We start from the raw sequence: 22,740 nt of genomic DNA, 5'->3' as shown, positions 1-22,740 counted from the left end.
CTTGGTAAATAATAATCTAAATGATAATCAATCTCATTATAATTATGCCGATGTTGTTACGTCCATGCAATTGTGATTTTCTGTGACAATTAGTGGTGCCAGAGCAACGTTGTCAAAAGCACTGCGGCATGGCGGCGTTAAGGCAGCACTCATACGCAAGGATGAGTAGCCCATACCCATGGGCGAGTGTGTTTTTTCGCCATTGAGATAAGCTCGGCGGCATGCCTGGATCACAGGCCGTGCCATCTCAAGGAGAAATATCATGCCCCTGCTGCATCCCGCCACGTCCCGCCCGCGCGCCGTGATTATCGGCGGTTCGCTCGGCGGCCTGTTCGCCGCCGTTTCACTGCGCGCCATCGGCTGGGACGTGCGGGTGTTCGAGCGCTCGGCCGGCGTGCCGGACAGCCGCGGCGGCGGCATCGTGCTGCAGCCCGAGGTGGAAGCCGTGTTCGACTTTGCCCGGGTGCCGCACGCGGTGCCGCTGGGCGTGGCGTCGCGCGAGCGCATTTACCTCGACCGGCAGGACCAGATCGTCAGCCGCGCGATGATGCCGCAAGTGCAGACGTCCTGGAATACCCTGCATGGCAGCATGCGGCGCGCCTTGCCGCACGATGTGCTGCATGCCGGCGAACGGCTGCTGGGCTTCGAGCAGCAGGGCGCGCGCGTGACCGCGCATTTCGCCGGCGGCCGCAGCGAAGATGCTGACTTGCTGATCGGCGCCGACGGCGCGCGTTCCACGGTGCGGCAGCAACTGCTGCCGCATATCGCGCCCCATTACGCGGGCTATGTGGCCTGGCGCGGCCTGGCCGCCGAACGCGGCCTGGCCGCCGAACGCGGCCTGGCGGCGGACCTGCAGGCCAAGCTGAGCGACAGTTTTGCCTTCCAGCAGGGTGAAGATCATATGCTGCTCGAATACCTGGTGCCGGGCGACAATGAGTCGACCCTGGCCGGACAGCGCCGGCGCAACTGGGTCTGGTACCGCAAGATTGCCGCAGGCGCCCGATTGACGCAGGCGCTGACCGACCGCGATGGCGTGGCCCACGCATTTTCGCTGCCGCCAGGCGCCATGCCGGATGCGGCCATCGCGGCCCTGCGCCACGATGCGGCGCAGCATCTGGCGCCCAGCTTTGCGCGCCTGGTCAAAGCCACGCCCGAACCTTTCGTGCAAGCCATCCTCGACCTGCAGGTGCCGCAGATGGTATTTGGCCGGGTACTGCTGCTGGGCGACGCCGCCTCCGTGCCGCGTCCGCATACGGCCGGCGGCGCGGCCAAGGCGGCCGCCAATGCCCTGAGCCTGGCGCGCAGCCTGCGTTCGGCCGATACGGGCATGGCGATAGACGCGGCGCTGGCGCGCTGGCAGGGGCAGGCGCTGCGCCACGGCAGGCAGATGAGCGAATGGGGTATCGCGCTGGGCGAGCGCATCATGGATATGGCGCCGCACGGCGCATCGGATGGACGGCCGCGCGAGGGCATGTTTTAGTGTGCTGCCAGATTGATGGTTGACTTTGCACAACTCCCTTGAGGTATGCGGAAGGAAAATGATGAATGGATTTTTCATCAATCGGGTGTGTCGAATGGGTCAGTCATGCTTGAAGCAAGCCTGTGGTGGCGGTCATGAGCGGGCGTCTCATGCTGCTGATTCTCTGCTCGTTGAACATGCCCGCTGCACACAGCGCGCCGTCTGCTGAAGCCAGATCCTTGAATGGAAGTTACCAGATCCATGGTGGCAGCTTGGCGGAGATGCAGCCGCCATCCCCAGGCGACGCCCATGTGTCCTTCCGGTTCAAGGGACGTGGTGCGAGCGATTTGTCCGATTCGATCGGCCCGGATGTAAAAAAGCAGGATGCCTGCAGCGGCGTGGCCGGTTATCGCGAGCGCCGCAGGGGGCACTTGTTATGCGTGCGGGCGAAAGAAGATGGCCCTACCTGTTATCTTGGGCTCGATCTGCGCAAGGGCAAAAGTGACGCTGGCGCGGTCTGCTGACAGGCTTCTGCGTCGCTACACCGCACCTTGCGCACCGAGTGCCTGCCCTGTCACCGTCGACGCCACCAGTCCTTCGATCACTTCCGCCACCCCCATCGCCCCCACCACCTGCAACAGGGTATCGCCAAAGCCGCCCCTGGCCTTGGCGTCGCGGCGGGCGCTGGTGGTCACGCGCGGCGCGGCGCTCCAGGCGATGCGGGCGCCGCTGGCCTGCAGGGCGGCGACCAGGGCGACATCTTCGCTGCAGGCCAGCGGCGCAAAGCCGCCGGCGCGCAGGTAGGCCCGGGCGCAGACGCCGAAGTTGGCGCCGTGGATATGGCGGTGGCCGTCGCAATCGGTATAGGTGCGGGCAAAATGCTCGCGCAGCGCGCTCGCGTGATCCGCATGCGGCGACCAGTCGTCGACGGCGATGGTGCCGCAGACGGCGTCGGCTTTCTGCGTCAGTTGCATGCACAGCCAGTCCGGCGCGACGCAGGTGTCGGCGTCGGTAAATGCCAGCCAGCGCGCGCCGCGTTCGAGCAGCAGGCTGGCGCCGGCGGCGCGCGCGGCGCCCACGTTGCGCGCCTCGACGGCGATGCAGTCCAGGCGCCAGCGCGCGTCGGCCTGCATGGCGTGCGCGAGCACGATGCGCTGCGAGCGGTCGCTGCAGGCGTCAAGCACGATGACGATGCAGACCGCTTCGCCACAGAGCTGGGCGCAGGTGGCGGCCCTGGTCAGTGCTTCCAGGCAGGCGGCCAGGCAGGCTTCTTCATTATGTACGGGAACCACGACGCCGATCATGCGAAACCTTCTTTCTGCGCCACCGAGCGCTCATCGTTGGACCAAACGCCGAGCAGGAAATCGGCTTCTTCGTGACGCACCAGGCAGTGCAGGCCAGGCGCATGCTGGAAGGCGTCGTGCACGCGCACGGTCGACAGGATGCGCTGCGCAAATGGCGCGCGCCAGTGGCACAGGACGATGTTGCCGCCCGGCGCCAGGCCGGCCACGCTGTGCTCGACCACCTGCGCCAGCTCGTCGGCCGACAGGTAATAGGCGATCTCGCTGATGACGATCAGGTCGAATTTTTCCACCCCCCTGGTGGTGCGCGGCCAGTCCTGCGGCAGGCGGTGGCGCTCGAGAGTGACGTTGTCTTCCTGCCGCGCGTCGGCCAGTCTTTGCCGCGCCAGCTGCAACGCTTCGGCGGAAAAATCGGCCGCCAGCAGGCGCTCGCAGCGGTGCGCCAGTTCGAGCGTCAGTTCGCCGTTGCCGCAGCCCGGTTCATAGGCGTTGCGGTAGCGTTGTTGCGGCAGGCAGGCCAGCAGCAGCGCGCGCTTGCGCGCTTCGTACCAGCGCTGGCGCACGCGCCATGGATCGGCATCGTCCTGGTACAGCTGTTCAAAATAGGCGCCGCGCGCGTCGCCGGTGGGTGATGTCAGGTTCATCGGAAGTAGACCTCGCTAGGGTGCAGCAGGCGTTGCAGGGCATGTGGGGCAAGGATGGGCGGCTGGCCGGTGGAAGCGTCGGCCTCGATCTGGCTGGCAAAGCAGCGCACGGCCTCGCGCTTGCGCCGCAGCAGATCGCCGGGCAAGAGCAGGCGGCGCGCGCGCTGCCAGGGCACGCGCGCGTCGCCGGGCACGGCCCAGTGCCAGGTCCAGACCGGCATTTCCACCAGCAGCGCGCCGCAGGCCGGCGCCGCGGCGGCACAGGCGCGCCCGCAGGCTTCATGGTCGGGGTGGCCATCGAAGCGCCAGGTGGTCAGCACGGTGTCGCCAGGGCGCAGGATTTCACGCAGCATGGCGCCCAGGTGGGCTTCGCGCGCGGTGACGCCGCCGTCGGGCAGATGCAGGCGCAGCCACGCTGGCGTGATGCCCAGCGCGGTAGCGGCCTGCACCGATTCATCAGGGCGCACGCGGCTCAAACGCTCTTTCGGCCACAGGCTGGAACCGGGATGGCTGGCGCCGCCGTCGGTGACGGCCACCAGCAGTACCTCGCTGCCTTGTTGCGCCAGCAGCTGCAGCAGGCCGCCACAGGCGAGGATTTCATCGTCGGGGTGGGGCGCGACCACCACCGCGCGCGCACTGCCCGGCACCAGTTCGCGCGCCGTGACGGGCGGCAGGGCGGCCAGGCCGGGCCAGGCCTGCCAGTCGGCGTCCGGCGTGCCTGCGCCTTCGATCTGGCGCTCTTGCTCGGGAATCATCAGCATGCGCATGTCACAGCCCCCACGGATGGTCGGCGGCGCCGGCGACAATGCCGCCCAGGGTAGCCTGGTCGCGCTCGGCATGGCTCTGGCGCAGGAAGACCGGCAAGTCGCTTGCCAGGCGGGCAAAGTGCGCATCGCGGCACAGCGGGCCGGCGCCCAGCGCGCGCGTGGTCAATTGCAGCACCAGGGTGGCGCAGTCTTCGACGGCCAGGCGCAGGCGCAGCGCCAGTTCCATCGCGTCGCGCTGGGGATGCTGGTCGATCTCGCGCGCGCCTTCGCGCAGCAGGGCGCCGGCGGCGCGCAGCGCGCAGTCGATCCGGCCCAGTTGCGCCAGGCGCACCGGGTCGGGCGTGGCATGCCCGGCACGCGCGTGCAGGTAGCCGGCCACGGCGCAGGCGGCACCATACCAGCCGGCCGCGATGCCGGCGCCGCCATGCCAGAAGCCGGGCCGCGCCAGGTAGGCGCCCGGTGCGCCGACCGGGGTGGCATGGGCGGCGGAAAACAGCACGTCGACGCTGGCGCTGCCGGCCATGCCGACCGCCTGCCAGCCGTCGTGCGTGACGGTGACGCCAGGCTGGCTGAGTGTTACCTGCGCCAGGCAGGCCTCGCCGGCGTCATTCCAGCAGCTGACCAGTGCATGGCTGAGGCCAGCCGCGCCCGAGCACCAGGCCTTGCGGCCATCGAGCTGCCAGTGGCCATTGGCGCCCTGGTGCAGCTTGACGCGCGCGCCCGGCATTTCCGCGCACCAGACGCCCCAGCTGCTGCCGGGCGCCTCGCCGGCGCCGTCAATTTCAGCCAGGATGGCCAGCGCGTCGGTATGGCCTTCATACAATTTGAGCAGGGACAGGTCGACCGCGGCAATGGCGGCCAGCGCCTGCCAGCGCTGCAAGGTGGCGCCGTGGCCAGGCAGCGGCAAGCGGTCGAGCCCGGCGGCTATCAGGCGCTGCAATTGTTCCAGGGGTGGCGCAGCGTGGGCGGGCAGCAGGGCGGCCAGCGCTTCGGCGCTGAAGGCATCGGATGGTGCGGTGGAATGGGGGGTGGCAGACATTGCAAGCTCCTGTTTTTACAACAGATTAGCTTTGTATTTTTGCAATGTATGTACGATCCTGCACAGTCGCCAGCAAACAGATGCGTGTTTGCCGGCTGCCAATTATTTGCGCGTGTAGATTTCGTCCGGCACCCAGGTGCCATTCGCCAGCGACAGCAGATACAGTGTGTTGCCATTGATATACATGGCACCGGATCTTGCCGAAGCCGGTTCCGTGCCGGTGTCCAGGATGCAACTGCGCGACGAGGCGCCGATGCTGAAGCACCATTTTGCCTGCCCCTGTTCGACCAGGTATTGCACGGCGCTGCCCGTGAGCAGGGTTTTGTAGGCGGGAATGGCCACATTCACCTTGTCGAGCTTGAGGGTGGTGGTCGCGCCGCTGGTGGTGAGCTTGATCGGCGAATCGGCCGAGCCCGTGAAGGTGATGCTGGCATTGGCCGACGTGGTTTGCGTGGCAAGCGGTGTGCCGCCGCAGTTCGATGCCAAGAAATACTCGGCCTTGGTGACCACTTCCAGCGTGCCGTCGGCTTTGGCCGACAAGGTCACGCTATCGAGTTCATGATCGTCGCATGGCGCTTGCCAGGCGCCCGCATAGACGGAAAGAGGGGCGGTCACTGTGCCGGTGCCGGTCCCGGTCCCGGTATCGGGACTGGAAGAACCGCCGCCGCAAGCGGCCAGCAAGGTGGAGGTGAGGAGCAATGCCAGCGGCGTTTTCATGTCTTTCCTGTAATCCGTGAATGCTGAAAACCAGCGTCCACGATTATATGAAATATTTCTTTATTGAAACTATCGAAATCTATCCGCGCGGCAGGGATGGCGGTCTTTCCTGGACGGCGGCGGCCTGCGGCAGCATCACGCTGAACACCACATGCGGCGCTTCGTAATGATAGGTGATGGTGCCGCGATGCGCCTTGACGATTTCCTGCACGATATACAGGCCCAGTCCCATGCCGCCCGGATTGCGCACATTGTGCAGGCCGGCCGCCTTGAATGGGTCGAACAGGGTGCCGGCGGCAAGCATGCTGATCGGCGCACCTTCGTTCCTGACGCTGAGGACCAGATTGTCTTGCTGGCGCACCAGCGCGATCTGCAATGGCCGCAGGCACGCGCCGTGGTGCAGAGCATTCCCCAGCAGATTGGTGACAACCTGGGCGATGCGGTCCGCGTCGGCCATCGCCATGCAACTGGCCGGCAGCGCCAGCCGATGCTCGACGCCGGGATGCGCCGTGCGCGATTCGTCGACCAGGTCGGCCAGCAGGGCCGCCAGGTCGACGCTGCGCAAGCAGATCGGCATGGCGTTGCTGGTGCGCAGCTGGCTGAGATCCGTCACCTGGCTGATCAGGCGTTGCATGCGCGCACTGGACGACTGGATGCGGCGCGCCAGCGTCTGTTGACGCTCGTCGCGCTGCAAGATGGTGGCCGCCATCTGGATCGCGTGCAAGGGGTCGCGCAGGTCGTGCCCCAGCATGGCCAGCATCAGGGCGCGCACGCGGTCCGCTTCGACCTGCGCGAACAGGCTGACGCGGTGCAGTTCGGCCAGCAGGCCGATGGCTGCGTCGAGCCGCCACGATTCCCAGGGCTCGCAGCGGCCGTGCACGGCTTCGCACCAGAGGGCGAACGAGCCGCGCGGCGTGAGCCGCGCGCCCAGGGGACCGATCTTGACGATTTTCTCCGGCTTGCCGCCCCAGCGCACGTTCTCGATCTGCTCGGTACGCAGCAACAGCAGCCAGCCGTTGCCGGCAGGATTGAAACTCAGGGCCAGCAAACCAACCCATTTGCCCAGCGCGCCGTGGATGGCGGGCGGCCAGTCCTCGCGCGCGCAGCGCTGCACTATCTTGTCACTGTGCTGCGGCAAGGTCGCGACCATGGCAGCCGCCAGTTCGGGCGATACATCGCCATGGCATTGCAGCTTGCCGTGCTGGGCCAGTACCAGCGCATGCGCGCCAAAGGCGTCGGCCAGCGCGGTGGCATGGCGCGGCAGCACGCTGGCCAGGTCTTCCTCGACCAGCAGCGCCGCCGTGATCTGCTCGCAGACGGTGGCGGTGGTCGCCAGGTGCGCGCCCTGGGCACGGCTGTCGAGTACCTGCGCGGTCGACGCCAGTACCTGGGCCAGGACGTCGCAAGCCATGCGCACCGCATACGGTACATGGCGGGCGCTGCCATGGTGGCAGGCCAGCATGCCCCACAGGCGGTCGTTGATCAGGATCGAGATGCTCATCGAAGCGGCCACGCCCATGTTTTGCAGGTATTCGACATGCACCGGCGACACGCTGCGCAATACGCCGTGGCTCATGTCGAGCGCGGCACCGGCGGCACTGCCGAACATGGGCACCGCCGCATAGTTCACGTCGGGGATCAAACGCACCGTGTTGATGATGTACAGACGCCGTGCCTGGGCCGGGATGTCGCTGGCCGGATAGCGCTGCCCCAGGTAGGGCGGCCAGCTGTCCAGCCGCGCTTCGGCCACCACTTCGCCGCTGTCATCAGGACGGAAGCGGTAAGCCATGACGCGGTCGAAACCCGTCATGGCGCGCACTTGCTCGACCGCGAACTGCAGCAGGGCGGTGATGTCTTTCTGGCGTTTCAGGCGGTCATACATTTGCTGCGCCATCATGACCTGCCGCGTGACCTCCGGCGGCGGCTGCAGGCACCGCTCGAATTCCAGCAGCACCCGCCCCAGGTGGGCATGCACGATGCAGTCGACGCGCAGGCCATCGACATGCATCGCCGCCATCATCGGCGCCGCTTCGCCTTCGCTGATTTCCTGCAGGCAGGTCCGCACCAGCGTTGCCGCTTCGGCCGGCAATCCGAGGGCGTCGTGCGGCAAGCCGGACGACAGCGGCACGCACAATTGCAGCAGGCTGGCGGCATTGCCGGACCAGCCTGTCAGCAGCCCGTCGGGACTGAACACCAGCAGGGCGCCATGGGGCTGGATCTGGCCCGGCAGATGGATCGCTTCGTCGGCGCAATTGGCCAGCGTGACCGGCACTTCGGCAGGTCGTGCTGCTGTTAAAGACGGATGGACCATCAAGGTGTTGCTCCAGAATATGCACGCGGCCGCCCTGGACGCCGGCATGCCGGAGCGGGCAATGGAAGGAAATCAGGGATGAGCGCGGCCTGCGGCGCACGGCGGGAGCGGGAAAACTGACTCGGACGAAGTCATGATGCGCTTGAATCCCTGTTATGTCCACCTGCATTTCAGCCGGCGGGCACGGCGCACGCCGGTCCTGGGGGGTGGTATTGCCGGCTTAAAGCGTTTCCCAGTCGTCAGCTGCCGGCATCTTGGCCAGCGCCAGTCGTTGTGCCGGCTGGCGCAGCTGTTGACCAAGCTTGAACACGCCGACCACTTCGGCCAGGTGGTGGGCCTGGTCCTGCAGGCTTTCTGCGGCCGCCGCCGCTTCTTCGACCAGCGCCGCATTCTGCTGCGTCACGCCGTCCATTTGCGCCAGCGCCTGGTTGACCTGGGCGATGCCGTCGCTTTGCTCGCTGGTGGCGACGCTGATGTCGGCCATGATGGCGGTCACCTTGCGCACGCTGTCGACCACTTGCTCCATGGTAGCGCCCGCTTCATCGACCAGCTTGCTGCCGGCCGCCACCTTGTCGACCGAATCGTCGATCAGCAGCTTGATTTCCTTCGCCGCCGCGGCGCTGCGCTGGGCCAGACTGCGCACTTCGGTGGCGACCACCGCGAAGCCACGGCCCTGCTCGCCGGCGCGCGCCGCTTCCACGGCCGCGTTCAGGGCCAGGATATTGGTCTGGAAGGCGATGCCGTCGATCACGCTGATGATGTCGACGATCTTGTTCGACGAGTCATTGATCGAAGTCATGGTGGCGATCACCTTGCCGACCACCACGCCGCTTTGCTGCGCCACTTGCGAAGCGGTGGCGGCCAGCTGATTCGCCTGGCGCGCATGCTCGGCGTTTTCCTTGACGGTGCCGGTCAGCTCCTCGACCGAGGCGGCGGTTTCTTCCAGGGAACTGGCCTGCTGTTCGGTGCGCGCCGACAGGTCGTTATTGCCCTGCGCGATCTCGGCGCTGGAACGGGCCACGTTGTCGGCGCTGGCCTGCACCTGCAGCAGCACGGCGTGGATTTTTTCAACGAACTGATTGAAACCCTGGCCGATCACGGCCAGCTCGTCGGTGCCCTTGACGTCGAGCTTGACCCGCAGGTCGGCGTCGCCGCTGGACAGGTCGGTCATGGTCGCGCCCAGCCGGCGCAGCGGACGGGTCAGGCGGTTGACAGTGAGAATCAGGATGCCGGCCGTGGCGGCCGCGCACAGCAGGGCGACGATCAGGGTATAAGTGATCAGTTCGCGCGCCGGCGCGGTGGCGACGCTTTTCGGAAAGCTCAGCTCGACGCTCCACGGCGCGATCTCCGGGTGGATCAGCAGCGGCTGCAGCAGATGGATGATGCCGTTGCCGTCTTCATATTCGTAGGGCTGGCCCTGGCGCACCTTGTCCAGGCCGGCGGCCGGTACATCGTCGGCCGGCTTGCCCAGGCGGGCCGGCAAGGGGTGGCTGGCATACAGGCCACCGTTGGAGATCAATGCCAGCTGGCCGCCTTCGATCACTTTCAGTCCGGCCAGGATGGTCGTCAGGCGGGTCAGCATGAAGTCGGCGCTGGCCGCGCCCTGGAAACCGTCGATCATGATCGGCGCCACCAGCGAGGCCATCAGCACGCTCTTGCCGTCGACCGGATACAGATACGGTTCGGTGAAGACGGGCTTGCCGCTGCGCTTGGGCACGTCATACCAGTCATTGGCGCCCGGCTTCGGGTCGAACACGATGGGTTCGGCCTGCATCTTGCCGCCGGCGCCACGGGTCCAGTAGGGCATGAAGCGGCCACTGGCGTCGTACAGGGGAGCTTGTCCTGCAAACTCGGCATCCTTGCCGTCGAGCGCGTTCGGCTCCCAGGTGACGGTCACGCCGATCAGGTCTTCCGAGCTGGCCAGGGTTGCCTTGCTGAGTTCGTTGATCTGTTCGCGCTGCAGGGCCAGGCTGGCACCGCGCGTGCCGCGCATGGCGCCGGCCAGGCTGGTGACGGCGGACAGGTTGCCGCTGATGCGCGCCTGCAAGGTGCTCGACACTTCGCGCGCCGTGGTGCGGGCCAGGGCCATGGAGGCGGCCTCGGCGTTGGCGCTGCTTTTGAAACCGATCACGGCGGCAGTGATGCCGAGGCTGAAGATGGCCAGCGCGGTGGCGGCGACGCAGATCTTGCTGTTTAAGGAGAGTTGCATGATGGCGTATCCCTGGCAGCGTGGGCGTGCTTGAAAGAGCGGATGGCGGCCGCAAGGGCCGATGGTCGGGCAAGCTGAATTCTCACCAAACGTCACTGAAAGGATAGGGCCGCCGCGTAGTGAAAGTCAATTAAGTTGTGATGCGGAAAATCACATTTGTTGTTTCGAAGCACTACGCGGGGCGTGCCTCATCGGCTGGCCGGCCCCGCTCCAGCGCCTGCCGCAGCGCCGCCAGCAAGGCGGGCAAGGCTGCGTGCAGCCCCGGCATGGACGCTTCCGTCAATGTGGCCTGCGCTTCGCAACGTCCGGACGGCTGGCCCCAGCGCACCTCGGCAGCAACGCTTGCCTCGCCGTCCAGTCCCGACACGGTCACCAGCAGCGCCAGCTCATCGGGCTGGTGGTCGGGCACGGCGTCCAGCAGGCAGGAGATGCCGAAGCGGTACTCGAGAAAAGCGCCTTGCGACCCGGTGGAAAAGGCAAACACGGACGCGAGTACCTGAGGTGACGCCTGCGTCAGCGACGGCAAGGCATCCTGGAACAGCGGCAGCAGTTCCGCTTCCATGCGCAGGACAAGAGGGTGGTGATGGCTGACGACGGTCATGGTGGACACAGTAGTACCTAAGTAGAATCTCGTAGTAAAACTAGCAAAAATTCGACTTTGCAGCGATAAATGCCATGATGCGTTGCAACATAGTAACTGTTGCAATATTGCCCTGTAGCCCATCCCGGGCTCAAGCCAAAGGCGAGCAGGATGGTGCTATCGGTATTGTCGCGGACGCGCGAGGCGTGGACAAGGGTCTTGCCGGCTTTGTTGCGGATACGCGTACAACCAGGTGCTGCGGTGTTGCTTAACGACCCAGGCCGCTCATCCAGCTAGGCTGCGGGTGGGCGCGCGACAGTTCACGCATGCGGTATTCCAGGTCGTAGCGGTCGGTCGATTCGGCCAGGTAGGCTTCTTCGTAAGCGCGTTCGCGGTGGTCAGGACCTTGCGACAGGAAGGTGGTGATGCCTTTGACAATGCTGGTCAGGGTGGCAACGATGTTGTTCGATGGGGTGCTGTGATACATGAATGTGGTCGACATGGCAGGCTCCGGTTAGTTGGGGTGTAGCAACTGCTGCACCGCAACATAAGTATAGTCCTTTCAAGTTATAAGTACACTTTCGATTTCAAATGTCAGCTATTCAATTATCAAATAATGGGTGCGAAAGCTGCGCAATCCGGGGCTTTCGGGCATAATGCGCCCACACTGAAGTAGTATTACTACGACACGCGAAGGCTGGCTGATGTTGTTTTCAGACCTCGACGCTGCCTGACCCGCTGTGCGGTGCATGACAGATATAAGGCAAGACAACACAACTCTTGGAATTGAAAATGGAGAAGGTATGGAATACGTAAAGCAAGGCCAAGGCGCGCGCGCCCCGCAGGCCGGCACGCAAAACAATACGGGCGCCCTGATCATTGTCACGGTGCTGTTTTTCATGTGGGGACTGCTGACATCGTTGAATGATGTGCTGATTCCCCACTTGCGCTCGATCTACACGCTGACCTATGTGCAGGCGATGCTGGTGCAATTCTGTTTCTTTGGCGCCTACGCCATCGTTTCCATGCCGGCCGGCGCGCTGATCAAGCGCATCGGCTACCAGCGCGGCGTCGTCGCCGGCCTGCTGATCGCGGCCGCCGGCTGCGCCATGTTCTATCCGGCCTCGACCGGCAGCTACGCGCTGTTCCTGCTGGCCTTCTTCATCCTGGCGGCCGGCATCACGGTGCTGCAGGTGGCCGCCAATCCGTATGTGACCGAACTGGGCGACCCGCAAACGGCGTCGAGCCGCCTGACCCTGACGCAAGCGTTCAACTCGCTGGGCACCACGGTGGCGCCGACCCTGGGCGGCATCCTGATCCTGTCGGGCACGGTATTGACGGTGCAGCAGTTCGACCTGTTGCCGGCCGCCGAGCAGTTGGCCTACCGCGCCAAGGAAGCAGCCGCCGTGCAAGGTCCATACCTGGCGCTGGCCGCCACGCTGGTGGTGCTGGCGGTGCTGTTTGCGCTGGCCAAGCTGCCGACGATTTCGCATGCGGACGATGACGTCAAGCTGTCGAGCGATGGCCACAAGGTCTCGATCTGGTCGCACCGCCACCTGGTGCTGGGCGCGCTGGCCATCTTCCTGTACGTGGGCGGCGAAGTAAGCATCGGCAGCTTCCTGATCAACTTCCTGGGCGAGAGCCATATCGCCGGCCTGACGCCGGCCGACGCCGCGCATTTCGTCAGCTACTACTGGGGTGGCGCAATGGTCGGCCGTTTCGTCGGTTTTGCCGTGATGCGCTATGTCAGCCCGGGCAAGACCCTGGCCTTCAACGCCGCCATCGTGATCGCGCTGATCCTGGTCGCCGTGTTCGGCACCGGCCACACCGCCATGTGGGCCCTGATCGCCGTCGGCCTGTTCAATTCCATCATGTTCCCGACCATCTTCAGCATGGCGCTCAACAAGCTGGGCGCGCAAACCGGCCAGGGGTCCGGCATCCTGTGCATGGCCATCGTCGGCGGTGCCATCGTGCCGTTCATCCAGGGTTTCCTGGCCGATCACATGAACTTGCAAGTGTCGTTCATCGTGCCGGCCCTGTGCTACACCTTCATCCTGTACTTCGGCCTGAAATATGCGGGCATGTACAACAACGATGCGGCTGTGAAATAAGCCCGTAGGTCGGATTAGGCGGGGCCGCCGAGGCCCTTCGGGCCGTAATCCGACATCACCACTTCAGCTTGATCAAAAAAAGGTGGCCTCGGCCACCTTTTTTGCATTCAGGGCACGAACCGCGTGCCCAGCACGTCCTGGCACACGGCCAGCCAGGCGCGCGCCGCGTGCGACAGGTAATGTCCGTTCCAGATATGCGCCACCTGCCACGCCAGGTCCGGCTCGACGATGCGTACCGCCGCCAGCGGTACACCAGCCAGGCGGTGGATGAACGGTTCGGGCAGCAGCGCCACGCCGAGGCCTGCGGAAGCCATTGCGACCAGCCAGTCCCACTGGCCGCTCTGGGCGGCGATGACCGGTTCGAAACCGGCCTGCGCAAAATGCTGGCGCAGGCTGCGCGTCAGGGCAAAATCATCCTTTAACAGCACCAGCGGCAAGTCGGCCAGCGCCTTGAACGGCAGGCTGGTGCGCTGCTGCTGGAAGGTGCCCGGCTCGGCCAGCGCCCAGATCGGGTAGCTGGCGACCTGCACCGTCACCAGCTCCAGTTCGGGGTCGGCCGGCAGCACCGTCATGCCGATTTCCAGCTCGCCGGCCGCTACCTTGCGCTCGATCTGCTGGCCCGTGTCTTCCTGCAGGGTCAGCTTGACCTGCGGATGGCGCGCGCGGAAGGCTTTCAGCACGGGCGTGAACAGGACATTGATCATCGGCGGGATGCCGACAGTCAGGCTGCCGCGCGCCAGCGCCTGCGTGTCGCGCACTTCCAGGGTCAGCTGGCGCATGCTGGCCAGCATCTGCTGGCCGTGCTGGTAGACGATGCGGCCGGTGTCGGTCAGGCTCAGCTTGCGCCCGTCGCGCACCAGCAGCTGGGCGCCGACCTCGTCTTCGAGCTGGCGCACCATCTTGCTGATCGTCGATTGCGTCAGGTGCAGCGATTCGGCCGCCTGCGTAAAGCTCGACAGGCGTACGGTTTCCACGAAATAGCGCAGGGAACGGATATCCAAGATAAGTATCGCTTTGTCAAAGCATGAAAATTGCGACTGGATATGTCGCTATTAATTCATGCCATCCATGTATCCCGGATTTTATACTGAAGCCACTTATGGCGCGCATGTATGACCGCCATGTATTTCAAGAATAACCAGGAGTCTTTCGATGTACCAGGATCGTATACGCCACCCGGGCTTGCTCGATAAAATCATGAGCGCCGACCAGGCAGCCACCTTGTTCCAGAATGGCATGCGTGTCGGCATGAGCGGCTTTACGCGCGCCGGCGACGCCAAGGCCCTGCCGCGCGCGCTGGCCGAGCGCGCCCGCCAGGAACCGTTGAGCCTGACCTTGATTACCGGCGCCTCGCTGGGCAACGGCAGCGACGGCCTGATGGCCGAGGCCGGCGTGCTGGCGCGCCGCATGCCGTTCCAGGTCGACCCGGTCTTGCGCGGCAAGATCAACCAGGGCGAGGTGATGTTCATCGACCAGCACCTGTCGGAAACGGCCGAACAGCTGCGCTCGGGCAACCTGGCCGCCGTCGATATCGCCGTCATCGAGGCGACCGCGATCACCGCTGCCGGCGCCATCATTCCGACCATGTCGGTCGGTAATTCCGCCGCGTTCGCCCAGCAAGCGGCCCAAGTGATCATCGAGATCAACCTGTCGACGCCGCTGGCGCTGGAAGGCTTGCACGACATCTATATTCCACAGACCCTGCCGGGCCGCGAACCGATTCCGCTCACGCGCGTCGACCAGCGCCTGGGCGGCACGGCGATCGCCATCGATCCGGCCCGCATCGCCGCCATCGTCATCACCGACAGCCCGGACAGCCCGTCAAACGCCTTGCCGCCCGACGCCGAAACCCAGGCCATCGCGGGCCATGTGATCGCCTTCCTGGAAGGCGAAGTGGCGGCCGGGCGCATGGGGCCGGAACTGCTGCCCTTGCAGGCCGGCATCGGCACGATTGCCAACGCGGTGCTGCATGGCCTGATCGGCTCGCCCTTCCGCAACATGACGATGTACTCGGAAGTGCTGCAGGACAGCGCCATCGAGCTGCTGGACTCGGGCCAGCTGGCGTTTGCGTCGGCCTCGTCGATCACCCTGTCGGCCGCCGTGCATCAGAAGCTGATGGACAATATCGACCATTACCGGTCAAAAATCGTGCTGCGCCCGCAGGAGATCAGCAACCACCCCGAGATCGTGCGCCGGCTCGGCATCATCGCCCTGAACACGGCGCTGGAGTTCGATATCTACGGCAACGTCAATTCCACCCATGTGTGCGGCACGCACATGATGAACGGCATCGGCGGCTCGGGCGACTTTGCGCGCAACGGACAGGTCTCGATGTTTGTCAGCAAGTCGGCCGCCAAGGGCGGGAGGGTGTCGAGCGTGGTGCCGATGGTCTCGCATGTGGACCATACGGAACACGATGTCGATGTGCTGGTGACGGAATGGGGTTATGCCGACCTGCGCGGCCTGGCGCCGCGTGAACGGGCGCCCCTGATCATCGAGCGCTGCACGCATCCGGATTACCGGGACCAGTTGCGCGCTTATTACGACGCGGCCTGCCAGCGTGGCGGCCATACGCCGCATCTCCTGGAGCAGGCGCTGTCATGGCACGCGCGCTACCAGCAAAGCGGCAGCATGCTGGAGGCATGAACGCCAGGAAGGCTAGGGCTGGAACCGCAGCCGTATGCCTTCCGTGACTACCGCCAGCAAGTCGTCCAGGTGGCTGTCCGGTTGCATGTGCTCCATCACGATGCGCAGCGACACCAGGCCGTGCAGCGCCTGCCAGAAGATCTGCGTCATCGTGTGCAGCGCCGCCTCGTCCGCGCGGACCTGGCCGCTGTGCGCCAGTTCGCCGAACAGGTGCAGCGCGTAGGCGTACGGGTCCTGCTCGATATTGCCGTGCTCGACCTCCACCGCGGCGATGGCGGCGTGCGGGCGCAGTTCCATGAACAGCAGCGCGTATTCGTCGCGGTGGCGCAGGCCGTACTGCACATAGGCGCGCCCTACCAGGGCGATGCGTTCCCAGGCGCCGGTGCCGGCATCGCTGGCGCTGCGCATGGTGTGCACCAGGGCCAGCAAGTCCTTGTCCATTGCCTGGCCGATCAGGGTGGCCTTGTCGCGGAACAGGGCGTACACCACGGTGGTGGAAAAACCGGCCGCTTCCGCCACCTTGCGGATCGAGACGGCGCGCGCGCCGCCTTTCTTGATGAGGTCCTTGACCACGGCGATGATATGTTCGCGGCGTGCCTGCGCTTCGCGCAGTTTTCTTTCCTGGATATTGCTTAACTTCTTATCCACACTCTTTCCTGATGATCACTAAAAAAAGGAATTATAGGGCGCGGCAGGGGCCTGGAATGTTTCCAGTCTTGTTACAAATCATTTTTTTATACGGTTGATGCCATCGCTGGCCGTTTTTTTGCGGCCCGGCCAAGCAGTTTGCCGACAATGCCCCTGAATGGTGCAAAAAATCGCCGGCCAGGCTTTGCGAATGGGGGCAAAGGGCGGAAAATGGCGGGATCGCTTACACTGCGTTTTTGCCGTTGCGGCGCGCTCCAGCAGAGCGCGCCGTGGCACTGACAACGCCTTTATATCTCTACGGGATCGTTACATGACCATTAAAATCAGCCAGAACTTCGACTCCGGCGCCATCGAGGTGGTGAACGCCGCCAGCGCCGGCGCCATCGACCTGAAGTTGCGCAAGGACAGCCACGCCGACATCCACCAGTGGTTCCATTTCCGCCTGCAAGGCGCGCGCGGCCAGGCCTGCACCCTGCGCTTCCTGAACGCCGGCCAGGCGACCTATCCGGCCGGCTACGAGGGCTACCAGGCCGTGGCCAGCTACGACAGCGAAAACTGGTTCCGCGTGCCGACCGCCTTCGACGGCCAGGTGATGACGATCACGCATACGCCGGAACTCGACAGCGTCTATTACGCCTACTTCGAGCCGTATTCGTGGGAACGCCATCTGCGCCTGCTGGGCGAAGTGGCCGAGCATCCGCTGGCGCGCGTAGCCGACCTGGGCAGTACGGTCGATGGCCGCGACATGAACCTGGTCACCATCGGCAACCCACAGGCGGAAAAGAAAATCTGGATCATCGCCCGCCAGCACCCCGGTGAATCGATGGCCGAATGGTTTGTCGAAGGCCTGATCGACTCGCTGCTGGACGACGCCAACCCGATCGCGCGCAAGTTGTTGCAACGCGCCGTGTTCCACATCGTGCCGAACATGAATCCCGATGGCTCGATCCGCGGCAACCTGCGCACCAATGCGGCCGGCGCCAACCTGAACCGCGAATGGATGACGCCGTCGCTCGAGTCCAGCCCGGAAGTGCTGTGCGTGAAAAACAAGATCCACGAAACGGGTGTCGACATGTTCTTCGACATCCACGGCGACGAAGCGCTGCCGTACAACTTTGTGGCCGGCAACGAGATGCTGGAAAACTTCACGCCGGAGCAAGCCGCGCACCAGAAGGCCTTCATCGAGCGCTACAAGCAGGCCAGCCCCGACTTCCAGGACAAGTTCGGCTATGCCGCCAGCAAGTACAAGTCCGACATGCTGACCCTGGCGTCGAAATACATCGGTCACCATTTCCAGTGCCTGGCGCTGACCCTGGAAATGCCGTTCAAGGAAAACGCCGACCTGCCCGACCCGGCCGTGGGCTGGAACGGCGCTCGCAGCGCGGCATTGGGTGCGGCCATGCTGCAGCCGATCCTGCTGTCGCTCGATTGAGGACGTGATCATGGGCGTCGAGATCGAACGTAAATTCCTGCTCGCCAATGACGGCTGGCGCCAGCTGGCCGACCCGGAACTGCTGCGCCAGGGCTATCTGTCGTCGACGCGCGAGCGCGTGGTGCGCGTGCGCATCGAGGGACACCACGCCATGCTGACCATCAAGGGCGCGAACGTGGGTAACAGCCGTGGCGAATGGGAGTATCCGATTCCGCTGGCGGACGCCAACGAACTGCTCGACAGCCTGTGCGAGCAGCCCCTGATCGAGAAATACCGGCGCCGCATCATGTATGCGGGCATGGTGTGGGAGGTCGACGAGTTCCTGGGCGCCAATGCCGGCCTGGTGGTGGCCGAGATCGAACTGCACTCGGAAGACCAGCCGTTTGAAAAGCCGGACTGGATCGGCGTGGAAGTGTCGGATGACGCGCGCTATTACAACGCCAACCTGATACGGCATCCGTATTCGCAGTGGTGATGCGGGTTTGACATGCAAAAAGGCAGAACCGAGGTTCTGCCTTTTTTTCATGTGCTGGTGGTGTTGTCGGATTACGCTGCGCTAATCCGACCTACGCCACCTCCGTGAGAATGGTAGGTCGGATTAGCGCGCAGCGCGTAATCCGACAACATTGTCGGCCTCGGCCAACATCAATGAAAATGCTCGGTCCCTTGCGGCGTATCTTCCGGCATTTCGGCATGCGCCAATTCGCCGACCGGGTCGGCAAACAGCGGCGCGCCGCAGTCGTCGCAGTATTCACCCACGTAGCGTTCGGCATGGCGCTTGATCTGCGTGATGCCGGCCGCGTTCAGGTGCTCGATGATTTCATCGACCGGTGTCTTCTGCTTGTCGAGCGCGGCGATGCCGACCTGGATCAGGCCTTCGATCGGCGTGCCGTCCTCGTCTTCCTGGCCATACAGCGGCCAGACGATGCCGTAGATCACTTCCGGTGCCTGGCGCAGGGTGAACGCGATGCGGTATTCGTCGACCTGGCCGTCGGCCGACTCTTCGCCGAAGCCGGCGATCACGGCGCGCAGTTCCGACGGCTCGATCGCCAGCGTATGCGTCAGGTAGTGCACGGCGGCGCGCACCGAGACCGGACGGATCAGCTTGTCCGCTTCGCGGCAGGCCACGTAATACGCTTCCGGCAGCAGCAGCTCCAGGCCGCAGCCGGGCAGCAGGCGGGCGATGGTCGGCGTCGCCTGCGTGCGCCATTGGTCCAGGGCCGCGCTGCGTTCGACGATGAAGTCGTTCTGCAGCGCCGGCACCTGCCAGCGGAACAGCGGCGCGCCCGCAGGGGCCACCACGGCCACCAGCAGGTAGCGTGTATCGGCCAGGAACGGCGCCGTTTCCGGCTCTTTCGTCGATGGCTTGAGGGTCGAACCCTTCAGGGCCGCCTGCGCCAGCTTTTGCGTCTTGGCATAGGTTTCGACATGACTGCGCGGCAATTGGTCGATCGAATAAAGGGTGGGCGCCATCGCCATTTTGGTGCCGTCGGCCAGCAGATGGGCGGCAAAGTGGGCGGACAGCACGCCGTGCGCGTCGCCGGCCATCGGGCCGGAGGCGATCGAAAAGCGCGTCCAGGCCAGGATAGGCACAGCCACCAGCAGCGCGTCGTAGCGCACGTCTTCATGGATGATGACGGTCGATTCGCTGACGGCTTCGACGCCGTCCATCAGTACGTCATAGGCGTTCAGGTCTTCCTTGAACAGGTTGCCCAGCGTGTTGTCGATGGTGTCCTGGTGGCCGGTCTTGAGTAACTTCTGGAGATGCGTATCCAGGCTGTGTTCCCAGGACCGCTCTTCGAGACGGCTCGCTGCCTGGACGATCGCCTGGGCAAAGGTGACCAGGCGCTGGCTGTCGGCAGTCAGTTTATGGGATGAATCTTTGGAAGGACGACGCATAGCGGGATAAGAGTCTCGGAAAGTGAAAAAAATGGATCAGTCAAACAATGATAACCCTTATAACCGTATTGTAGAGGATAAGGCCACACGGATGCACAAGCAGAATGCAGATCATGGCGCTTGCGGCAATTTCAACCCTGGCGCGGATAAAACAGGCGAAAAAAAACGCCGGGCGAGACCGGCGTTTTGCTTATGACGCTAGAGCTGAGTGATTACTCGGCCAGCAATTGGCGCAGCACGAATGGCAGGATGCCGCCGTGCTTGTAGTAATCGACTTCGATCGGGGTGTCGATACGCAGCAGCACGGCCACTTCCTGCGAACTGCCGTCGGCGCGGTGGATCACCAGGGTCGCCAGTTGCTGCGGCTTGATCTCGCCTTCCAGGCCCTTCAGATCGAACGTTTCCTGGCCGGTGATGCCCAGGGTCTGCACGCTGTCGTCGCCGATGAATTGCAGCGGCAACACGCCCATGCCGACCAGGTTCGAGCGGTGGATACGCTCGAACGAGCGGGTGATCACGGCTTTCACGCCCAGCAGCTGGGTGCCTTTTGCCGCCCAGTCGCGCGACGAGCCGGTGCCGTACTCTTCGCCGCCGAACACCATGGTTGGCGTGCCTTCGGCCACATACTTCATGGCCGCGTCGTAGATCGACATCTGTTCGCCGGAAGGCTGGTGGATCGTGATGCCGCCTTCGACCGCCGAGCCGTCCGCCTTGGCAGGGATCATGCGGTTCTTGATGCGCACGTTGGCAAAGGTGCCGCGCATCATGATTTCATGGTTGCCGCGGCGCGAGCCGTAGGAGTTGAAGTCCGCTTTCAGGACGCCGTTTTCCTTCAGCCATTTGCCGGCCGGGCCGTTTTCCTGGATCGAGCCGGCTGGCGAGATGTGGTCGGTGGTGATCGAGTCGCCGAACACGCCCAGTGCGCGCGCGCCTTCGATGCCGGTGGCCACGGCCGCTGGCGTCATCGAGAAATTGTCGAAGAACGGTGGTTCCGCGATATACGTCGATTTCGGCCAGTTGTAGACCTGGCCCGACACGGTGGTGACTTTTTCCCACAGCTTGCCTGGCGCGCCCTTGACGTCGGCGTAGTTGTCCTTGAACACCTTGGCGTTCATGGCGAACTTCATCATGGCCGATACTTCGGCCGAAGTTGGCCAGATGTCGCCCAGGTAGACATCCTTGCCGCCCTTGCCCTTGCCGACCGGTTCCGTCATCAGGTCGCGTGTCATGTTGCCGGCGATGGCGTAGGCCACGACCAGCGGTGGCGAAGCGAGGAAGTTCGAACGGATGTTCGGGTGGATGCGGGCTTCGAAGTTGCGGTTGCCCGACAACACGGCCGAAGCGACGATGTCGTGCGTGGCGATGGCCGCGTTCAGTTCCGGCGTCAGGTCGCCGGCATTGCCGATGCAGGTGGTGCAGCCGTAGGCGGTCACGCCGAAGCCCAGTTTTTCCAGGTAGGGCAGCAGGCCGGCGGCGGTCAGGTATTCGGTCACGACGCGCGAGCCGGGCGCCAGCGAGGTCTTGATGTGGGGCGCGACTTTCAGGCCCGCTTCGACGGCTTTTTTCGCCAGCAGGCCGGCGGCCAGCATCACGCTCGGATTCGAGGTGTTGGTGCACGAGGTGATGGCGGCGATCAGCACGTCGCCGTTCGACACTTTCACGCCATTGGTGGTTTCGTATACGGCGGCCAGGTCGTTTGGGTTCTTGTTGAAGCCGTTTTCGGTGGTCGGCTTGGCGAACAGTTCGGCGAAGTTCGCTTTCACGTTGCCGATTTCGATACGGTCTTGCGGGCGTTTCGGGCCGGCCAGCGACGGGGCGACCGAGGCCAGGTCCAGCTCCACCACGCGGGTGTAGTCGATCTCGCCGGCTTTTGGCACGCCGTACAGGTTCTGCGCCTTGAAGTAGCCCTGGAATGCGTCGATTTCAGCCTTGCTGCGGCCGGTGCCCTTGAAGTAGTCGATGGTGGCGTCGTCGACCGGGAAAAAGCCCATGGTGGCGCCGTATTCCGGTGCCATGTTGGCGATCGTGGCGCGGTCGGTCAGGGTCAGCGATTCGGTGCCCTCGCCGAAGAACTCGACGAACTTGCCGACGACTTTCTCTTTGCGCAGCAGTTCGGTAATCGTCAGCACCAGGTCGGTGGCGGTGCAGCCTTCGCGCAGCGCGCCCGACAGGTTCACGCCGATCACGTCCGGCGTCAGGAAGTAGACTGGCTGGCCCAGCATGCCGGCTTCCGCCTCGATGCCGCCCACGCCCCAGCCGACCACGCCGATGCCGTTGATCATGGTGGTGTGCGAGTCGGTGCCGACCAGGGTGTCCGGGTAGTACACGTCGCCGGCTTTCTTGCCGGTGCTGTGCACGCCGCGCGCCAGGTATTCCAGGTTGACCTGGTGCACGATGCCGAAGCCCGGTGGCACCACGCCGAAGGTGTCGAAGGCCTGCATGCCCCATTTCATGAACTGGTAGCGCTCGTTATTGCGCGAAAATTCCAGCTTCATGTTCAGGTCCAGCGCTTTCTTTTCGCGGTAGTGATCGATGGTCACCGAGTGGTCGACCACCAGGTCGACCGGCACCAGAGGCTCGATCTTCTTGGCGTCGATACCCATCTTGGCGGCCACGTTGCGCATCGCGGCCAGGTCGGCCAGCAGCGGCACGCCGGTGAAGTCCTGCAGCACCACGCGCGCCACCACGAACGGGATCTCGTCGGTGCGTTCGGCGGTCGGGCCCCAGCTCGCCAATTGCTTGACGTGTTCTTCGGTGACCTTCTTGCCGTCGCAGTTGCGCAGCACCGATTCGAGCACGATGCGGATCGACACCGGCAGGCGCGAGACATTAATGCCCAGGCTTTTTTCCAGTGCCGGCAGGGAGTAGAGCTGTCCCTTTTTGCTGGCTGAAATATTAAAGTCCTTGAGCGTGTTCAAAGTGTTGCGGGACATGACCTCTCCTTGTTGGGTATCGTCTGTTGATTGATTATTCGGGG

General features: G+C 64.3%; 19 protein-coding genes. 6 read left to right on the top strand and 13 right to left on the bottom strand.

Annotation, left to right across the window (positions count from 1 at the left end; translation table 11 throughout):
- Positions 1 to 262: 262 nt before the first annotated feature.
- Complete coding sequence (locus tag ACP7B7_RS23595; RefSeq protein WP_426078323.1) at positions 263 to 1,480, top strand: FAD binding domain-containing protein; 1,218 nt, start codon at positions 263 to 265, stop codon at positions 1,478 to 1,480.
- 134 nt (positions 1,481 to 1,614) lie between these two features.
- The gene (locus ACP7B7_RS23590; RefSeq protein ID WP_426078322.1) at positions 1,615 to 1,983 is read left to right on the top strand and encodes a hypothetical protein; all 369 of its coding nucleotides are present in this window, start codon (positions 1,615 to 1,617) and stop codon (positions 1,981 to 1,983) included.
- A gap of 15 nt (positions 1,984 to 1,998) precedes the next feature.
- Here the strand turns inward: ACP7B7_RS23590 and ACP7B7_RS23585 are convergent, their stop codons facing one another.
- From ACP7B7_RS23585 to ACP7B7_RS23545, 9 genes are all read right to left on the bottom strand, one after another.
- Positions 1,999 to 2,763 (bottom strand): glycosyltransferase, encoded by a 765-nt coding sequence (locus tag ACP7B7_RS23585; protein ID WP_426078321.1) that lies wholly within the window; start codon positions 2,761 to 2,763, stop codon positions 1,999 to 2,001.
- A complete protein-coding gene (locus ACP7B7_RS23580; protein ID WP_426078320.1) occupies positions 2,760 to 3,404 on the bottom strand; it encodes a methyltransferase in 645 nt (214 codons plus the stop codon). The genes ACP7B7_RS23585 and ACP7B7_RS23580 overlap by 4 nt, the downstream gene beginning before the upstream one ends.
- Positions 3,401 to 4,171 carry a PIG-L deacetylase family protein gene (locus tag ACP7B7_RS23575; RefSeq protein ID WP_426078319.1) on the bottom strand — a complete coding sequence of 257 codons (771 nt, stop codon included), beginning with the start codon at positions 4,169 to 4,171 and terminating at the stop codon, positions 3,401 to 3,403. Before ACP7B7_RS23575 ends, ACP7B7_RS23580 begins: the two co-directional genes overlap by 4 nt.
- Before the next feature lies 1 nt (position 4,172).
- Positions 4,173 to 5,210, bottom strand: a complete 1,038-nt coding sequence (locus ACP7B7_RS23570) for an acyl-CoA dehydrogenase (RefSeq protein ID WP_426078318.1) — start codon at positions 5,208 to 5,210, stop codon at positions 4,173 to 4,175.
- Between the two features lie 102 nt (positions 5,211 to 5,312).
- Positions 5,313 to 5,927, bottom strand: a complete 615-nt coding sequence (locus ACP7B7_RS23565) for a hypothetical protein (protein ID WP_426078317.1) — start codon at positions 5,925 to 5,927, stop codon at positions 5,313 to 5,315.
- A gap of 79 nt (positions 5,928 to 6,006) precedes the next feature.
- Entirely contained in the window at positions 6,007 to 8,238 is a 2,232-nt protein-coding gene (locus tag ACP7B7_RS23560; RefSeq protein WP_426078328.1) for an ATP-binding protein, read from the bottom strand.
- A gap of 220 nt (positions 8,239 to 8,458) precedes the next feature.
- A complete protein-coding gene (locus tag ACP7B7_RS23555; RefSeq protein WP_426078316.1) occupies positions 8,459 to 10,447 on the bottom strand; it encodes a methyl-accepting chemotaxis protein in 1,989 nt (662 codons plus the stop codon).
- A 172-nt stretch (positions 10,448 to 10,619) separates the two neighbouring features.
- The gene (locus tag ACP7B7_RS23550) at positions 10,620 to 11,057 is read right to left on the bottom strand and encodes a hypothetical protein (protein WP_426078315.1); all 438 of its coding nucleotides are present in this window, start codon (positions 11,055 to 11,057) and stop codon (positions 10,620 to 10,622) included.
- 238 nt (positions 11,058 to 11,295) lie between these two features.
- Complete coding sequence (locus tag ACP7B7_RS23545; protein WP_374694268.1) at positions 11,296 to 11,529, bottom strand: DUF3563 family protein; 234 nt, start codon at positions 11,527 to 11,529, stop codon at positions 11,296 to 11,298.
- 301 nt (positions 11,530 to 11,830) lie between these two features.
- Between ACP7B7_RS23545 and fucP the strand changes: the two genes are divergently transcribed.
- Positions 11,831 to 13,138 carry an L-fucose:H+ symporter permease gene (gene fucP / locus ACP7B7_RS23540; RefSeq protein ID WP_426078314.1) on the top strand — a complete coding sequence of 436 codons (1,308 nt, stop codon included), beginning with the start codon at positions 11,831 to 11,833 and terminating at the stop codon, positions 13,136 to 13,138.
- A 107-nt stretch (positions 13,139 to 13,245) separates the two neighbouring features.
- Here fucP and ACP7B7_RS23535 read toward each other — a convergent pair whose 3' ends face one another.
- Positions 13,246 to 14,139 carry a LysR substrate-binding domain-containing protein gene (locus tag ACP7B7_RS23535; RefSeq protein WP_426078313.1) on the bottom strand — a complete coding sequence of 298 codons (894 nt, stop codon included), beginning with the start codon at positions 14,137 to 14,139 and terminating at the stop codon, positions 13,246 to 13,248.
- Between the two features lie 151 nt (positions 14,140 to 14,290).
- Here ACP7B7_RS23535 and ACP7B7_RS23530 point away from each other — a divergent pair, with 151 nt between their 5' ends.
- The gene (locus ACP7B7_RS23530) at positions 14,291 to 15,784 is read left to right on the top strand and encodes a succinate CoA transferase (RefSeq protein ID WP_426078312.1); all 1,494 of its coding nucleotides are present in this window, start codon (positions 14,291 to 14,293) and stop codon (positions 15,782 to 15,784) included.
- A gap of 12 nt (positions 15,785 to 15,796) precedes the next feature.
- On the opposite strand, the gene ACP7B7_RS23525 is transcribed toward ACP7B7_RS23530, so the two are convergent.
- The gene (locus ACP7B7_RS23525) at positions 15,797 to 16,432 is read right to left on the bottom strand and encodes a TetR/AcrR family transcriptional regulator (RefSeq protein WP_426078311.1); all 636 of its coding nucleotides are present in this window, start codon (positions 16,430 to 16,432) and stop codon (positions 15,797 to 15,799) included.
- Positions 16,433 to 16,742: 310 nt separating this feature from the next.
- On the opposite strand from ACP7B7_RS23525, the gene ACP7B7_RS23520 reads away from it, so the two are divergent.
- A complete protein-coding gene (locus ACP7B7_RS23520) occupies positions 16,743 to 17,864 on the top strand; it encodes a M14 family metallopeptidase (RefSeq protein ID WP_426078310.1) in 1,122 nt (373 codons plus the stop codon).
- A gap of 10 nt (positions 17,865 to 17,874) precedes the next feature.
- Positions 17,875 to 18,339 carry a CYTH domain-containing protein gene (locus ACP7B7_RS23515; RefSeq protein ID WP_426078309.1) on the top strand — a complete coding sequence of 155 codons (465 nt, stop codon included), beginning with the start codon at positions 17,875 to 17,877 and terminating at the stop codon, positions 18,337 to 18,339.
- A gap of 170 nt (positions 18,340 to 18,509) precedes the next feature.
- Here the strand turns inward: ACP7B7_RS23515 and ACP7B7_RS23510 are convergent, their stop codons facing one another.
- Positions 18,510 to 19,763, bottom strand: a complete 1,254-nt coding sequence (locus ACP7B7_RS23510; RefSeq protein WP_426078308.1) for a DUF2863 family protein — start codon at positions 19,761 to 19,763, stop codon at positions 18,510 to 18,512.
- A 212-nt stretch (positions 19,764 to 19,975) separates the two neighbouring features.
- Positions 19,976 to 22,696, bottom strand: coding sequence for an aconitate hydratase AcnA (acnA, locus tag ACP7B7_RS23505; RefSeq protein ID WP_426078307.1), 2,721 nt, complete (start codon positions 22,694 to 22,696; stop codon positions 19,976 to 19,978).
- Between the last annotated feature and the right edge of the window lie 44 nt (positions 22,697 to 22,740).

Origin of the sequence: Janthinobacterium sp. PSPC3-1 (assembly GCF_049896105.1) — a bacterium.
Lineage (GTDB): Bacteria > Pseudomonadota > Gammaproteobacteria > Burkholderiales > Burkholderiaceae_D > Janthinobacterium.
This window is presented reverse-complemented; position numbering and strand designations above follow the sequence as displayed.

Bases quoted from the DNA above. Each gene is read 5' to 3' on its own strand.
- ACP7B7_RS23585 (WP_426078321.1), bottom strand. From the start codon at position 2,763: ATGATCGGCGTCGTGGTTCCCGTACATAATGAAGAAGCCTGCCTGGCC.
- ACP7B7_RS23580 (WP_426078320.1), bottom strand. From the start codon at position 3,404: ATGAACCTGACATCACCCACCGGCGACGCGCGCGGCGCCTATTTTGAA.
- ACP7B7_RS23545 (WP_374694268.1), bottom strand. From the start codon at position 11,529: ATGTCGACCACATTCATGTATCACAGCACCCCATCGAACAACATCGTT.
- ACP7B7_RS23565 (WP_426078317.1), bottom strand. From the start codon at position 5,927: ATGAAAACGCCGCTGGCATTGCTCCTCACCTCCACCTTGCTGGCCGCT.
- fucP (WP_426078314.1), top strand. From the start codon at position 11,831: ATGGAATACGTAAAGCAAGGCCAAGGCGCGCGCGCCCCGCAGGCCGGC.
- ACP7B7_RS23520 (WP_426078310.1), top strand. From the start codon at position 16,743: ATGACCATTAAAATCAGCCAGAACTTCGACTCCGGCGCCATCGAGGTG.
- ACP7B7_RS23590 (WP_426078322.1), top strand. From the start codon at position 1,615: ATGAGCGGGCGTCTCATGCTGCTGATTCTCTGCTCGTTGAACATGCCC.
- ACP7B7_RS23510 (WP_426078308.1), bottom strand. From the start codon at position 19,763: ATGCGTCGTCCTTCCAAAGATTCATCCCATAAACTGACTGCCGACAGC.
- ACP7B7_RS23515 (WP_426078309.1), top strand. From the start codon at position 17,875: ATGGGCGTCGAGATCGAACGTAAATTCCTGCTCGCCAATGACGGCTGG.
- ACP7B7_RS23575 (WP_426078319.1), bottom strand. From the start codon at position 4,171: ATGCGCATGCTGATGATTCCCGAGCAAGAGCGCCAGATCGAAGGCGCA.
- ACP7B7_RS23530 (WP_426078312.1), top strand. From the start codon at position 14,291: ATGTACCAGGATCGTATACGCCACCCGGGCTTGCTCGATAAAATCATG.
- ACP7B7_RS23570 (WP_426078318.1), bottom strand. From the start codon at position 5,210: ATGTCTGCCACCCCCCATTCCACCGCACCATCCGATGCCTTCAGCGCC.
- acnA (WP_426078307.1), bottom strand. From the start codon at position 22,696: ATGTCCCGCAACACTTTGAACACGCTCAAGGACTTTAATATTTCAGCC.
- ACP7B7_RS23560 (WP_426078328.1), bottom strand. From the start codon at position 8,238: ATGGTCCATCCGTCTTTAACAGCAGCACGACCTGCCGAAGTGCCGGTC.
- ACP7B7_RS23555 (WP_426078316.1), bottom strand. From the start codon at position 10,447: ATGCAACTCTCCTTAAACAGCAAGATCTGCGTCGCCGCCACCGCGCTG.
- ACP7B7_RS23595 (WP_426078323.1), top strand. From the start codon at position 263: ATGCCCCTGCTGCATCCCGCCACGTCCCGCCCGCGCGCCGTGATTATC.